This is a genomic window from Azospirillum sp. A29 (assembly GCF_042604625.1).
Taxonomy (GTDB): Bacteria; Pseudomonadota; Alphaproteobacteria; order Azospirillales; family Azospirillaceae; genus Azospirillum; species Azospirillum palustre.
Genome location: NZ_CP170463.1, coordinates 433,541 through 446,961, shown reverse-complemented (window position 1 = coordinate 446,961; position 13,421 = coordinate 433,541). Strand labels below are relative to the sequence as shown.

The 13,421-nt window shown below is 68.5% G+C and carries 13 protein-coding genes; 12 read left to right on the top strand and 1 reads right to left on the bottom strand.

The features are described from left to right. Window positions 1-36 precede the first annotated feature (36 nt). The 6 genes from ABNQ38_RS10550 to mnhG are packed head-to-tail and all read left to right on the top strand — an operon-like array spanning window position 37 to window position 6,148. Window positions 37-2,988, top strand: coding sequence for a monovalent cation/H+ antiporter subunit A (locus ABNQ38_RS10550; RefSeq protein WP_377806783.1), 2,952 nt, complete (start codon window positions 37-39; stop codon window positions 2,986-2,988). Then, a complete protein-coding gene (locus ABNQ38_RS10545) occupies window positions 2,988-3,332 on the top strand; it encodes a Na+/H+ antiporter subunit C (RefSeq protein WP_377806781.1) in 345 nt (114 codons plus the stop codon). Before ABNQ38_RS10550 ends, ABNQ38_RS10545 begins: the two co-directional genes overlap by 1 nt. After that, on the top strand, window positions 3,329-4,957 hold the full coding sequence (locus ABNQ38_RS10540) for a monovalent cation/H+ antiporter subunit D (protein WP_377806780.1): 1,629 nt from the start codon (window positions 3,329-3,331) through the stop codon (window positions 4,955-4,957). The genes ABNQ38_RS10545 and ABNQ38_RS10540 overlap by 4 nt, the downstream gene beginning before the upstream one ends. Window positions 4,958-4,965: 8 nt before the next feature. Continuing rightward, window positions 4,966-5,454 (top strand): Na+/H+ antiporter subunit E, encoded by a 489-nt coding sequence (locus tag ABNQ38_RS10535; RefSeq protein ID WP_377806779.1) that lies wholly within the window; start codon window positions 4,966-4,968, stop codon window positions 5,452-5,454. Further along, window positions 5,451-5,732 (top strand): K+/H+ antiporter subunit F, encoded by a 282-nt coding sequence (locus ABNQ38_RS10530; RefSeq protein ID WP_174469222.1) that lies wholly within the window; start codon window positions 5,451-5,453, stop codon window positions 5,730-5,732. Before ABNQ38_RS10535 ends, ABNQ38_RS10530 begins: the two co-directional genes overlap by 4 nt. Continuing rightward, window positions 5,729-6,148 carry a monovalent cation/H(+) antiporter subunit G gene (gene mnhG, locus ABNQ38_RS10525; RefSeq protein ID WP_109047654.1) on the top strand — a complete coding sequence of 140 codons (420 nt, stop codon included), beginning with the start codon at window positions 5,729-5,731 and terminating at the stop codon, window positions 6,146-6,148. Before ABNQ38_RS10530 ends, mnhG begins: the two co-directional genes overlap by 4 nt. 23 nt (window positions 6,149-6,171) lie before the next feature. Here mnhG and ABNQ38_RS10520 read toward each other — a convergent pair whose 3' ends face one another. Beyond that, window positions 6,172-6,900 carry a GntR family transcriptional regulator gene (locus ABNQ38_RS10520; RefSeq protein WP_377806778.1) on the bottom strand — a complete coding sequence of 243 codons (729 nt, stop codon included), beginning with the start codon at window positions 6,898-6,900 and terminating at the stop codon, window positions 6,172-6,174. 223 nt (window positions 6,901-7,123) lie between these two features. Between ABNQ38_RS10520 and ABNQ38_RS10515 the strand changes: the two genes are divergently transcribed. The 6 genes from ABNQ38_RS10515 to hydA are packed head-to-tail and all read left to right on the top strand — an operon-like array spanning window position 7,124 to window position 13,421. Continuing rightward, window positions 7,124-8,140 carry an ABC transporter substrate-binding protein gene (locus ABNQ38_RS10515; protein WP_377806777.1) on the top strand — a complete coding sequence of 339 codons (1,017 nt, stop codon included), beginning with the start codon at window positions 7,124-7,126 and terminating at the stop codon, window positions 8,138-8,140. Between the two features lie 51 nt (window positions 8,141-8,191). Continuing rightward, on the top strand, window positions 8,192-9,013 hold the full coding sequence (locus ABNQ38_RS10510; RefSeq protein WP_109047656.1) for an ABC transporter permease: 822 nt from the start codon (window positions 8,192-8,194) through the stop codon (window positions 9,011-9,013). A 4-nt stretch (window positions 9,014-9,017) separates the two neighbouring features. After that, window positions 9,018-9,836 (top strand): ABC transporter ATP-binding protein, encoded by an 819-nt coding sequence (locus tag ABNQ38_RS10505; protein ID WP_377806776.1) that lies wholly within the window; start codon window positions 9,018-9,020, stop codon window positions 9,834-9,836. Further along, the gene (locus ABNQ38_RS10500) at window positions 9,833-11,167 is read left to right on the top strand and encodes an amidohydrolase family protein (protein ID WP_377806775.1); all 1,335 of its coding nucleotides are present in this window, start codon (window positions 9,833-9,835) and stop codon (window positions 11,165-11,167) included. The genes ABNQ38_RS10505 and ABNQ38_RS10500 overlap by 4 nt, the downstream gene beginning before the upstream one ends. Window positions 11,168-11,214: 47 nt before the next feature. Further along, the gene (locus tag ABNQ38_RS10495) at window positions 11,215-11,961 is read left to right on the top strand and encodes an aspartate/glutamate racemase family protein (RefSeq protein ID WP_377806774.1); all 747 of its coding nucleotides are present in this window, start codon (window positions 11,215-11,217) and stop codon (window positions 11,959-11,961) included. Between the two features lie 23 nt (window positions 11,962-11,984). Next, window positions 11,985-13,421, top strand: coding sequence for a dihydropyrimidinase (hydA, locus tag ABNQ38_RS10490; protein ID WP_377806773.1), 1,437 nt, complete (start codon window positions 11,985-11,987; stop codon window positions 13,419-13,421).

Sequence of the window (13,421 nt, the reverse complement as noted above, 5' to 3'; positions counted from 1 at the left end):
CCGCTCCAGTGTGCCGCCAGTCTGCCGTAGGATTTCATGCCCGACGCACTCCCGCTCCTGATCGCCATCGCCTTGCCCTTCGCCGGCGCGGTCGCCGCCGGACTGCTGCCCACCCATGCGCGCAACGCCGCGGCGTGGCTGGCCGGCGGGGTGGCGCTGCTCGGGCTGGCGATGGTGTGGGCGGCCTACCCGACGGTTTCGGCGGGTGGCGTGCTCCGCCTCACCGCCGGATGGATGCCGTCGCTTGGGCTCGACTTCTCACTGAGGATGGACGGCTTCGCCTGGCTCTTCGCCGGGCTGGTGTTCGGGGTTGGCGCGCTGGTGGTGGTGTACGCCCGCTATTACATGGCGGCCGAGGATCCGGTGCCGCGCTTCTTTGCCTTCCTGCTCGCCTTCATGGGGTCGATGACAGGGGTGGTGCTGTCGGGAAACCTGATCCAGCTCGCCTTCTTCTGGGAACTGACCAGCCTCTTCTCCTTCCTGCTGATCGGCTACTGGCACCACACCGCCGCTGCGCGCGACGGTGCCCGCATGGCGCTGACGGTCACGGCGACCGGTGGCCTCTGCCTGTTCGCGGGCGTGCTGATCCTCGGCCACATCGTCGGCAGCTATGAACTCGACGCAGTGCTGGCGGCCGGCGACCTCATCCGCGCCCATCCGCTCTACCTGCCGGCGCTGGTGCTGATCCTGCTCGGCGCGCTGACCAAGAGCGCCCAGTTCCCCTTCCATTTCTGGCTGCCGCACGCCATGGCGGCGCCGACCCCGGTGTCGGCCTACCTGCATTCGGCGACGCTGGTGAAGGCGGGCGTCTTCCTGATGGCGCGGCTGTGGCCGGTGCTGGCGGGGACCGAGGCGTGGTTCTGGATCGTCGGGTCGGCCGGTCTCGCCACCCTGCTGCTCGGCGCCTATGTCGCCATCTTCCAGCATGACCTGAAGGGGCTGCTGGCCTATTCGACGATCAGCCATCTCGGCCTGATCACCCTGCTGCTCGGCCTGAACAGCGAGCTGGCGATGGTGGCGGCGATCTTCCACGTCATCAACCACGCCACCTTCAAGGCCTCGCTGTTCATGGCCGCCGGCATCATCGACCACGAGACCGGGACGCGCGACATCCGGCGCCTGTCGGGGCTGAACCGCTTCATGCCCTTCACCGCCCGCCTCGCCCTGATCGCCGCCGGCGCCATGGCGGGCGTGCCGCTGCTGAACGGCTTCCTGTCCAAGGAGATGTTCTTCGCCGAGGCGCTCTCCGCCAAGGACCCGCTGCCGGTCTTCTTCGACATTCTGCCGGTCGCGGCGATGGTGGCCAGCGCCTTCAGCGTCGCCTATTCGCTGCGCTTCATCCACGGCACCTTCTTCGGGCCGGACCCGGTCGACCTGCCGCACAAGCCGCACGAGCCGCCGGCCTGGATGCGCTTCCCGGTCGAGGTGCTGGTGCTGGCCTGCATCGTCATCGGCATCCTGCCGGCCGCCACCGTCGGCCCCTATCTCGACATGGCCGCCCGCGCCGCGCTGGGTGCGGCGACGCCGGAATACAGCCTCGCGGTCTGGCACGGCTTCAACCTGCCGCTGGTGATGAGCATGGCCGCCTTCGCCGCCGGGCTGATCCTCTACCGGCTGCTGCAAAGCCATCTCGCCAAGGGCATCGAGGGGCCGCCGCTGATCCGCAGCCTGGAAGGGCGGCGCATGTTCGAGCGGACGATGGTCTTCCTGTCCTGGCGGCTGGCCCGCACCGCCGAGGGTGTGCTCGGCACCCGCCGCCTTCAACCGCAGCTGCGGCTGGTGGTGACCGCCGCGGTGCTGGCCGCCGGCTGGACCGTGTGGACCCGCGGGGTGGGGCCGGGCAATCTGGTGCCGTCCGGCATCGACCCGGTGTTGGCGCTGATCTGGCTGCTGGGGGCCGCCTGCGCCCTGGGTGCCGCCTGGCAGGCGAAGTTCCACCGGCTGGCGGCCCTGATCCTGCTCGGCGGCACCGGGCTGGTCGTCTGCGTCACCTTCGTCTGGTTCTCCGCCCCCGACCTCGCTTTGACCCAGCTTCTGGTCGAGGTGGTCACCACCATCCTGCTGCTGCTCGGCCTGCGCTGGCTGCCCAAGCGGATGGGCGGCGCCGGCGGCCGCGGGTCGGAGGCGGTCACGCTGACACGGCGCCTGCGCGACCTCGGCATCGCGGTCGCCGCCGGGGCCGGCATGGCCGGGCTGGCCTTCGGGGTGATGACGCGCTTCCCGCCGGAGCTGCTGGCCCGCCATTTCCTGGAGCTGGCCTACAGCGAGGGCGGCGGCACCAACGTCGTCAACGTCATCCTGGTCGATTTCCGCGGCTTCGACACCATGGGCGAGATCGCCGTGCTGGGGGTGGTGGCGATGACCGCCTACGCGCTGCTGCGCCGCTTCCGCCCGGCGTCGGACAGTGTCGACGTTCCCGAGCAGCAACGCGACCAGAGCGCCTTCGACGCCTCGCGGCCCGACCGCAAGGACGGCGACACCGTGGCCGACTGGCTGTTCATCCCGTCGCTGATCGCGCGCCTGCTGTTCCCGGTGATCCTGTTGGTGGCGCTGTTCCTGCTGCTGCGCGGCCATGATCTGCCGGGCGGCGGTTTCGCCGCGGGCCTGACCGTCGCCATCGCCATGATCCTGCAATACATGTTCGGCGGCACCCAGTGGGTCGAGGCGCGGCTGCGCGTGCTGCCGATGCGCTGGATGGGCATCGGCCTGCTGCTGGCCGCCGGCACCGGGCTCGGCGCGTGGATGTTCGACCGGCCGTTCCTGACCAGCTATTTCGCCTATTCGCAGATTCCGGTGCTGGGGAAGGTTCCGGTGGCGAGCGCCCTGCTGTTCGACATCGGCGTCTTCGCCCTGGTGGTCGGCGCCACCATCCTGATCCTGATCGCGCTGGCCCGCCAATCGCTGCGCGGCCACCGCGCCGCCGCCCCCCGTCCGCCGGAGGTTCCGGCGGTGCCCGAACCGGTTGCGACCGCCGTGGGAGACGACTGATGGAACTGATCCTTTCGCTCGGCATCGGCGTACTGACCGGCTCCGGCGTGTGGCTGCTGCTGCGGCCCCGCACCTTCCAGGTGATCGTCGGCCTGTCGCTGCTCTCCTATGCCGTCAACCTGTTCATCTTCTCCACCGGCGGCCTGCGCACGGGTGCTGCGCCGATCCTTGAGGGCGGCCGGGCCGGCAATCTCGCCATGCATGCCGACCCGGTGCCGCAGGCGCTGGTGCTGACCGCCATCGTCATCGGCTTCGCCACCACCGCCCTGTTCCTCGTCGTGCTGCTCGCCGCCCGCGGCCTGACCGGCACCGACCATGTCGATGGAAAGGAGAGCGGCCGGTGAGCGGCTGGATGGACCATCTGACGATTGCCCCCATCGTCGTGCCCCTGCTGGCGGGGGCGGTGATGATGCTGATCGACGAGCGGCAGCGCACGCTGAAGGCCGCGATCGGCATGGCGTCGGCGCTGATGCTGCTGGGGCTGGCGATTCTGGCGCTGAGCGTCGCCGATACGGGTGCTGCCGGGATCCGGGTCTACCGGCTCGGCAACTGGCCGGCGAATTTCGGCATCGTGCTGGTGCTGGACCGCTTCGCCGCCCTGATGCTGGTGCTGAGCGGGATCCTAGGCGTGGCCGCCCTGACCTTCTCGCTGCCGCGCTGGCAGAGGGCGGGGGCGCATTTCCACCCGCTGTTCCAGTTCCAGCTGATGGGGCTGAACGGCGCCTTCCTGACCGGCGACCTGTTCAACCTGTTCGTCTTCTTCGAGATCATGCTGGCGGCCTCCTACGGCCTTGCCCTGCATGGCTCCGGTCTGGCGCGGGTGCGGGCGGGGCTGCATTACGTCGCGATCAACCTGTCGGCGTCGCTGCTGTTCCTGATCGGCGTCAGCATGATCTACGGCGTTTCCGGCACCCTCAACATGGCCGATCTCGCCGGCCGCGTTGCCAGCCTGGCTGCCGAGGATCGCGGGCTTCTGGAGGCCGGCGCGGCGATCCTGGGTCTCGCCTTCCTGATCAAGGCGGGGATGTGGCCGCTGGGCTTCTGGCTGCCCAACACCTATTCCACCCTGGGCTCGGCCTCGGCCGCCATCGTCTCGATCCTCAGCAAGGTCGGCATCTATGCCGTGCTGCGGTTGTGGCTGCTGGTGTTCGGCGAGGGGGCGGGGGCGTCGAGCGGCTTCGGCGGCACGGTCCTGCTGATCGGCGGCTTGCTGACCATCGGCTTCGGTTGCATCGCCGTGCTGGCAACGCAGAACATGGCGCGGCTTGCCGGCGCCACCGTGCTGGTGTCGTCCGGCACCCTGCTGGCGGCCATCGGCGCCGGCCAGATGGCGGTCACCGGCGGGGTGCTGTTCTATCTGACCAGTTCCGTGATGGCGGTAGCCGGCTTCTTCCTGCTGATCGAGCTGGTGGAGCGCGGCCGGGGCGTCGGCGCCGACGTGCTGGCGGTGACCCGCGAGGCCTTCGGCGAAGGCGACGACGAGGATGCCGACGATGGCGGGGGTGGCGGCGGGGCCGGCGTCCCCATTCCGGCGACGATGGCGATCCTCGGCATCGGCTTCATGTCCAGCGCGCTACTGCTGGCCGGCCTGCCGCCGCTGTCGGGATTCCTCGCCAAGTTCGCCATCCTGTCGCCGCTTCTGGCCGCCGGGCCGGAGGTTCCCGTCACCACCTGGATCCTGCTGGCGGCGCTGGTGCTGTCGGGGCTGGCGACGGTGGTGGCGATGACGCGGGTGGGCATCGACGCCTTCTGGGCCTCGCCAGCCGCCGAGGTGCCGCGGGTGCGGGTGGCCGAGATCGCGCCCGTCCTGCTGCTGCTCGCCCTCAATCTGGCGCTGACCATCCAGGCCGGACCGGCCATGCGCTACATGGAGGACACCGCGCTCGCGCTCCATGCGCCGCAGGATTACAATGGTGCCGTGCTGTCCGGCATCCCGACGACGGGCCCGACGGCCGGAGGTGCCCGATGAGACGGCTGATGAGGCGGTTTCTGCCCTATCCCATGATGACGGCGACGCTGCTGGGGGTGTGGCTGCTGCTGAACGAGAGCGTGGCCCCCGGCACCATCATCCTGGGCGGCGCTCTTTCGCTGGGGACGGCCGCGACGCTGGGCGTGCTCGACCTGCCGGGCGGACGTTTCCGCCGTCCGCAGGCCGCGCTGTCGCTGCTGGGTGTGGTGCTGGTGGATATCCTGCGCTCCAACTGGGCGGTCGCGAAGATCATCCTGCGGCCGGGCGGCGGCGGCCGGGTGTCGGGCTTCGTGCGTATCCCGCTCGATCTGCGGGCGCCCTACGGGCTGGCGACGCTCGCCTGCATCGTCACCGCCACTCCCGGCACGGTGTGGGTCGCCTATGACCGGCGGCGGAACACCATCCTCCTGCACATCCTCGATCTGGTGGACGAGCAGGAGTGGATCGACACCATCAAGGGCCGCTACGAGACACGGTTGATGGAGCTGTTCGAATGATCCTGACCCTGCTGATGGGGACGATCTTCCTCACCCAGATCATGCTGGTGGTCGCCATGGCCTTCGCGACCTTCCGGGTGCTGCGCGGACCGCGGGCACAGGACCGGGTGCTGGGGCTGGACACCCTCTACGTCACGGCGACCATGCTGCTGCTGACCTTCGGCATCCGCAACGGCAGCATCCTCTATTTCGAGGCGGCTCTGATCATCGCCCTGCTCGGCTTCGTGTCGACGGCGGCGCTGGCGAAGTTCCTGATGCGCGGCGAGGTCATCGAATGAACAACCATCTGGCCGATCTCCCAGCCTGGGCGGCCATTCCCGCCGCCCTGCTGTTGCTGGCCGGTGCCGTGCTGACCCTGATCGGCACGGTCGGGCTGCTGCGGTTCGGCAGCTTCTATCAGCGGGTCCACGCGCCGACGCTGGGCTCGACCCTGGGGATTGGCTGCATCCTGCTGGCTTCGATGCTGGTCTTCTCGGTTCTGGAATCCAGGGCAATCCTGCACGAGGTGCTGATTACCGCGCTAATGGTGGTCACCACCCCGATCACCCTGATGCTGCTGGCCCGCGCCGCCCTCTACCGCGACCGCAGCGAGGGAAGCGACGAGGTGCCGCCGCCGCCCTCCGGCCAGGACGCGCGCACTTCCGGCTCTGCCCCTCAGTCCCAGCCGGGTTTGGGCGGCGGGCAGGATGTGTGATGCGGCGTGACAGGGATCGCCCGTCACAGCGATGCGGTTTGACGCCCAACCTTGCCGGGATCGTCTGAACCGCAGCCGTTCAGCGCAACGAGCACCGCATCGGCGGTTTGCCGGCTGTGGGCGGCCAGGAGGCTGCCGGCCGCCGCCGTGTCGCGCTGCCGGAATGCGGCCATAAAGCCGTCATGTTCGCTCAGCGAGTGCCGCCAGCGTTCCTCATCGTAATTGGCCAGCGACCGCGCCCGGAGAATCTTGGAGGCGAAGCCGGCATAGGTGGCGTCCAGGGACGGGTTGCGCGCCATCGCGACGATCCGGGCGTGGATCTGCCGGTTGGTCAGGAAATAGGCCGGCCGGTCGCCGGCATCGAATTGGGCGTGAAGCTGGGCGTGGAGCCGGTCGAGTTCGGCGAACTCCTCCGGCGTGCCCCGCCGGCAGGCAAGGTCGCCCGCCAGCGCCTCCAGCGCCTCCATCACTTCGAAGACGGCGGCGATCTCCTTGGGGTCGATCGGCGTCACCACGGCGCCGCGGTGCGGGCGAAGCTCCACCAGCCCCTCCGCCGCCAGGACGCGCAGCGCTTCCCGCAAAGGCGTGCGCGAGACCCCCAGCTGTTCGCACAACTGGACCTCCGGCACGCGGCTGCCCGGCCGCAATTCACCGGACAAAATCATCGCGCGCAACTCCGCAACGGCACCGTGGTGCAGCGTTTCGCGGCGGATCGGCCCGGCAGGGGGCTTGGCGGTTTTCACAATGTCCATGGTCGATCCGGCGATGCCCGTAATGCTGAATGATTGTGCAGCTATGCGCAAACGATGCCATACGCTTAAAAACAAGGCAAGAGAGTCGCGGTGCGCACTTGGCTTCAAAAAAATTATATAGCATTGATATAAATAGATAAATCATAAATCACCATATTGTATACAATCTGGCACGCGGCTTGCGACTGATGGGATATCGCAATCGCATCAGGGAATCCTGCCCATGTCGCTTCGATCCTTCACGCTTGGCGCCGTCACCGGCGTGGTCCTCGCCCTGTCCGCGGCCGCCGCGACCGCCCAGGCCGCTGACATGGACGCGGTGAAGCTGGGCTTCGCCAAATGCGCCCACTGCCTGCCGATGGCGCTGACGCCCGATCTGGCGAAGGGCGTGAAGATCGAGGCCATCAACTTCAATTCCGGCAACGACGTGCTGACGGCCCTGGTGTCCAAGAGCATCGACGTGGCGCAGGTCACCTACCTCCATTACATCACCGCCCTCGACAAGGGCTTCGACGTGGTGGCGATCTCCGGTCAGGTGAATGGCGGATCGGAGATCCTGACTGCCAAGGGGATCGAGCTGAAGCCGGACGACTGGGCCGGGCTGAAGGCGCTGATCGCGGACCGCAAGGCGAAGGGCGAGCCGCTGCGCGTTGCCGCCTCGCGCGGGAATGCGCAGGACATCCACATGCGCGGCGCCTTCCTGAAGAATGGGATCGACGCCAACAAGGACGTGCAGTTCGTCAACATCCCCAACCCGTCCGACCATGCCGCCGCCCTCCAGCGCGGTGAGGTGGACGTGATCTGCACGGTGGAGCCCTTCGCCTCGCAGATCCGCAGCAGCGGAGCCGGCCGGCACTTCACGCTGCCCTACGATCAGGCCGCCGGCAACCTGACCAACCTGATCGTCACCCGCTCCGACGTGATCAAGGAGCATCCCAAGGCGGTCGAGGCCACCGTCGCGTCCGTCGTGGCGCTGGTCGACAAGCTGAAGGCGGATAGGGGCGCCTGGGTCGACACCATCAACAAATACACCGGCATGGACAAGACGGTCGCCGCCGAGGCGCTGAAGAACGCCTCGCCCGACTATGCCATGCACAAGGACAGCACGCTCGCCATCGCCGCGATGATGCGCGACCTGAAATACATCAGCCACGACGTCTCCGCCGCGGCCGAGAAGAACCTCGACTACAGCTTCCTGGAAACCGTCACGGCCAAGCCGAAGACCGAGTTGGGCTTCTGATCGGCTCCGGTTGCATCCGGCCAGATGTTTCATGGGACAGGAGTCCGGTTCATGACGGCGATAGGAAAAATCTGGGAGCGGTTCGCCTGGGAAAGGGCGGTCGTTCCCCTCGTCATCCTCGTGGCCTGGGAGGCCGTGTCGCGGTCCGGCCTTCTTCCCGCAGCGCTGCTGCCGCCGCCGACGGTGGTTCTGCATGCGTGGGGCGACTGGGTCTTCGGTTTCGACGAGACCGCCCAGGCCAACAGCGGGCGCTGGTTTGCCGATGCGCTGTCCAGCGCCATGCGGGTTGCCGCCGGCTATGCCATCGCGGCGGCCAGCGGCATCCTGCTGGGCATCGCCATCGGCTGGTGGCGCTGGGTCGAGCGAACGGTGGAGCCGACCATCCAGATGCTGCGCCCGGTTCCGCCGGTGTCGTGGATTCCGGTGGCGATCATCTGGTTCGGCATCGCCAACAAGCCGGCCATCTTCCTGGTCTTCCTCGGCGCCTTCTTCCCCATCCTGATGAACACCATCCACGGGGTGAAGACGGCCGACCGCAACCTGATCCGCGCCGCCGCGATGATGGGCGCCACCGAGCAGCAGCTTCTGCGCCATGTGGTGTTCCCGGCGGCCCTGCCCAGCATCTTCGCCGGCCTGCGCATCGGCATCGGCGCCGCCTGGATGCTGACGGTCACCGCGGAGATGGTCGCGGTCAAGAGCGGCCTCGGGTACGTCCTGTGGGACAGCTATTACTTCCTGCGCTACGACCTCGTGCTCGCCGCCATGGCCAGCATCGGCCTGCTCGGCTACGCGACCGACGGCCTGATCAAGCTGCTGATGTCCGTGGCGCTGCACTGGCAGCACGGATCCACCCTGCAAAGCCGGGAGGGCTGACGCCATGGCCTCCATCGAGCTGAAGAACATCACCAAGATCTTCCGCGACGCCAAGCGCAAGCGCGACCTGCTGGCCATCGACGATGTCAGCCTGTCGGTGGAACCCAACCAGTTCCTGTGCCTGCTGGGTTCGTCGGGCTGCGGCAAGTCAACGCTGCTGAACATGATCGCCGGCTTCGAGAAGCCGACCGGCGGTAGCGTGACGGTCGGCGGCAAGCCGGTGGACGGGCCGGGCGCCGACCGCGGCATGGTCTTCCAGCAGGCCAACCTGATGCCCTGGTTGCCGGTATGGGAGAATGTCGCCTTCCATCTGCGGCTGAAGGGCTGGCGCAAGGCCGACCGCCGGGCCGCGGCGCAGGAATACATCGACATGGTCGGGCTCCAGGGCTTCGAGAACCATTTCCCAGCGGAGCTGTCGGGCGGCATGAGCCAGCGCGTCGGCATCGCCCGCGCCCTGCTGCTGAACCCGCAGGTCATCCTGATGGACGAGCCGTTCGCGGCGCTGGATGCCCAGACCAAGATGGACATGCAGGAGGAGCTGGTCGCCATCTGGCAGAAGCAGCGTTGCACCATCGTCTTCGTCACCCACAGCGTCGACGAGGCGCTGGTGCTCGGCACCCAGGTCGCCGTCCTGACCAGCCGGCCGGGCCGGGTGCGCGAACTGATCGACCTCGACCTGCCGCGCCCGCGCGACATCACCAGCCAGCAGTTCAACGACCACAAGCGCCACATCCTGAACCTGATCCGCGAGGAAGGGATGCAGCAGCGTAAGGAGGCGAAGCCGGACTCCATGGCGGTGAGCCGACAGGGTGCTGTGGCATGAACCCCGCTCCCCTCGATCTGCTGCTGACCGGCGTCACCGCCATCACCGGCGATCCGGCGCTGGGCATCGTGGAGGACGCCGCCATTGGCATCCGCGACGGCCGGATTGCTCATCTGGCCCCGGTCGCCGCCGGGCTGCCGGCGGCGGCGCGGACGCTGCACCGTCCGGGCCGGCTGGTGACGCCGGGCTTCGTCAACGCCCATCTGCATGCGGTGCTGGTGATGGTGCGCGGCGTCGCCGCCGATCTCGGCTTCGCCCCGTCCTACACCCCCGGCGTTCCCAAGGGCACCGACGCCACGCCGGAGGAGGCGCGGGCGCTCGCCCGGCTGGGCGTGGCGGAGGCGCTGCTGTCCGGCTCCACCCTGGTCTGCGACCATTTCGTCCATGCCGAGGCGACGCTGGAGGTCGTGGCCGAACTGGGCTTGCGCGTTCATGCCGGCTGGCGGGTGCATGACGTCGATTTCGCCCGGGTGCCGCAGGGGGAATGGCGTTTCGACGCCGCCATCGGCGAGGATCTGCTGCGCCGGACGCTCGACCTGCACGACCGCTGGGATGGCGCCCTGGACGGGCGCATCGCGGTGCAGATGGCGGCCCATGCGCCGGACACCTGCTCCCCCGGCTTCCTGAGGACGCTCGCCGCCGAGGCGTCGGCCCGCGGCATGCGCGTCAATACCCATCTGGCGCAGAGCCGGGTCGAGGTGGAGCGTGTCCGCGCCTCGACCGGCCTGTCGCCGGCAGCCCTGCTGGAGGAGGTGGGGATGCTGAACGACCGGCTCCTCGCCACCCATTGCCTCTATGTCGATGACGACGACATCGCGCGGCTGGCCCGTTCCGGCGCCCATGCGGTGCATGTGCCCAAATGCAACGCCGCCTCCGGCAGGCTGGCGCCGACCCCGGCCCTGAAGGCGGCGGGGATCAATCTGGCGCTGTGCACCGACACCCAGCATGGCGACATGGTGGAGACGATGCGCTGGGCGCTCGCCACCGCCCGCATCGGCCAGGGCGGCGTCACCGCCGACTGGCAGCCGGCCGACGTCTTCCGCATGGCGACGCTGGGCGGGGCGGAGGCCGTCGGCATGGCCGACCGGATCGGCACGCTCACTGTCGGCAAATGCGCCGATCTGGTGGTGTTCGACAGCCGCCGCCCGCATCTGCGCCCGCAGACCAACCCGCTCGGCACGTTGGTCCACACCGGCCAGGGCCGCGACGTGGAGATGGTGTTGGTCGACGGCGAGGTTCTGGTCGAGGACGGCCGCCTGCTGCGTGCCGATCTGGAGCGGATCTGCATCGAGGCCGACGAGGCCGCCCGCGCTCTTTGGGCGCGCGCCTGACTAAAAACCCTGAAAACAAGAAACGCCTGAAGCGATAAGGACTGAACATGACCACGCCCGATCTGACCAAGCGCGTCCTTCTGGGGATGCTGACCCCGTCTTCCAACACGGTTCTCGAGCCCGTGACCTCCGCCATGTTGAGCGGGTTGCCGGAGGTGTCGGCCCATTTCGGCCGCTTCACCGTCAAGGAGATCTCGCTGCGCGCCGCGGCACTCGACCAGTTCACCGACGCACCCTTCCTCGACGCCGCCCGGCTGCTGGCCGACGCGAAACTGAACGTGATCGGCTGGAACGGCACGTCGGCGGGCTGGCTCGGATTCGATGCCGACGAGCGGCTGTGCAGCACCATCGCGGCGGAGACCGGCATCCCGGCCTGCACCTCCATGCTGGCGCTGAATGAGATTCTGGAGACGACGGGGCGCAAGCGCTTCGCCATCGTCAGCCCCTATCTCGACGAGATTCAGGAGCGGATGGTCGCCAACTACAACGCCGCCGGCTTCGAGGTGGTGGCGGAGCGCCATCTGAACGACCGCGGTAACTTCTCCTTCTCCGAGATCACCGAGGAGCGGATCGAGCGCATGTGCGCCGAGGTGGCGGAGCCCAAGCCCGACGCCATCGCCATCATCTGCACAAACATGCGCGGCGCCCCGGTGGCGGAGCGGGTCGAGAAGGCGCTGGGCATTCCCGTCTACGACACCGTGTCCACCGTGGTGTGGAAGGCGCTGCGCATGACCGGCGTCGACACCCGCCGGATCGAGGGCTGGGGCAGCTTGTTCCGGGAATTGCATGGCTGATGGCTGAAACGGGGGAGGGGAGCATGGAGTTCGATCTGGTCATCCGCAACGGCACGGTCGCCACCGCGTCGGATGTGTTCAAGGCCGATGTCGGCGTGCGCGGCGGGACCATCGCCGCGCTCGGCGCCGGCCTCGGCCCCGGAGCCGAGGAGATCGACGCCGCCGGGCTGCTGGTCCTGCCGGGCGGCGTCGACGGACATGTCCATTTCGACCAGCCGACCGGCGACGGGTCGGTGATGGCCGACGATTTCCTGACCGGCACCCGCTCCGCCGCCTTCGGCGGCACCACCACGGTGCTGCCCTTCGCCTGCCAGGAAAAGGGACGCTCGCTGCGCGAGGCGGTGGACGATTATCATCGGCGGGCCGCCGGCAAGCCGGTGATCGACTATGCCTTCCACCTGATCGTCACCGATCCGACCGAGCAGGTGCTGTACCACGAACTGCCGGCGCTGATCCGCGAGGGCTACACGTCCTTCAAGATCTACATGACCTATGACGCGCTGAAGCTGAACGACCGCCAGATCCTGGAGGTTCTCGACATCGCCCGCAGCGAGGGCGCCATGGTGATGATGCATGCGGAGAATGCCGACTGCATCGCATGGCTGACCGAGAAGCTGGAGCGTGCCGGGCAGACGGCGCCCTTCTTCCATGGCGTCTCCCGCCCGCGCGTGGCGGAGCGCGAGGCCACCCACCGGGCCATCTCGCTCGCCGAACTGGTGGATGTGCCGATTTTGATCGTCCATGTCTCGGGTGCCGACGCGGTGGAGCAGATCCGCTGGGCGCAGGGGCGCGGCCTGCGGATCTATGCCGAGACCTGCCCTCAATATCTGTTCCTGACCGGCGACGATCTGGGTGGGGAGGGCTTCGAAGGGGCGAAGTGCATCTGTTCCCCGCCGCCGCGCGACGCCGCCAATCAGGCCGTCATCTGGGACGGGCTGACTGGCGGGACCTTCCAGGTCTTCTCGTCCGACCATGCGCCGTTCCATTTCGACGGCCCGGACGGCAAGAAGGTCCACGGCGAACAGGCGCCCTTCCGCTGCGTGCCCAACGGCATTCCAGGGGTGGAGACGCGCCTGCCGCTGCTGTTCTCCGCCGGCGTGATGACCGGGCGGATGGAACTGACCAAATTCGTGGAACTGACCGCCACCAACCCCGCCCGCATGTACGGGCTGCATCCGCGCAAGGGCACCATCGCGGTGGGGGCCGACGCCGACATCGCCCTGTGGGATCCGTACCGCGGGGTGACCGTTACCAACGCCATGCTGCACCACAATGTGGACTACACCCCCTATGAGGGGATGGAGGTCATGGGCTGGCCGGTGGCGACGATTTCACGCGGCGCGGTGGTGTGCCGTGACGGCGCGCTGCTGGCTGAGCCCGGCCGCGGCCGGTTCCTGCCCTGCGGCCTGCCGGCGCCCGCCCGCCCCAAAAGCGCCCCGGCGCCGGTTCTGCCGTTCTGA

Bases quoted from the DNA above. Each gene is read 5' to 3' on its own strand.
- ABNQ38_RS10550 (WP_377806783.1), top strand. From the start codon at position 37: ATGCCCGACGCACTCCCGCTCCTGATCGCCATCGCCTTGCCCTTCGCC.
- ABNQ38_RS10545 (WP_377806781.1), top strand. From the start codon at position 2,988: ATGGAACTGATCCTTTCGCTCGGCATCGGCGTACTGACCGGCTCCGGC.
- ABNQ38_RS10535 (WP_377806779.1), top strand. From the start codon at position 4,966: ATGAGGCGGTTTCTGCCCTATCCCATGATGACGGCGACGCTGCTGGGG.
- ABNQ38_RS10530 (WP_174469222.1), top strand. From the start codon at position 5,451: ATGATCCTGACCCTGCTGATGGGGACGATCTTCCTCACCCAGATCATG.
- mnhG (WP_109047654.1), top strand. From the start codon at position 5,729: ATGAACAACCATCTGGCCGATCTCCCAGCCTGGGCGGCCATTCCCGCC.
- ABNQ38_RS10520 (WP_377806778.1), bottom strand. From the start codon at position 6,900: ATGGACATTGTGAAAACCGCCAAGCCCCCTGCCGGGCCGATCCGCCGC.
- ABNQ38_RS10515 (WP_377806777.1), top strand. From the start codon at position 7,124: ATGTCGCTTCGATCCTTCACGCTTGGCGCCGTCACCGGCGTGGTCCTC.
- ABNQ38_RS10510 (WP_109047656.1), top strand. From the start codon at position 8,192: ATGACGGCGATAGGAAAAATCTGGGAGCGGTTCGCCTGGGAAAGGGCG.
- ABNQ38_RS10505 (WP_377806776.1), top strand. From the start codon at position 9,018: ATGGCCTCCATCGAGCTGAAGAACATCACCAAGATCTTCCGCGACGCC.
- ABNQ38_RS10500 (WP_377806775.1), top strand. From the start codon at position 9,833: ATGAACCCCGCTCCCCTCGATCTGCTGCTGACCGGCGTCACCGCCATC.
- ABNQ38_RS10495 (WP_377806774.1), top strand. From the start codon at position 11,215: ATGACCACGCCCGATCTGACCAAGCGCGTCCTTCTGGGGATGCTGACC.
- hydA (WP_377806773.1), top strand. From the start codon at position 11,985: ATGGAGTTCGATCTGGTCATCCGCAACGGCACGGTCGCCACCGCGTCG.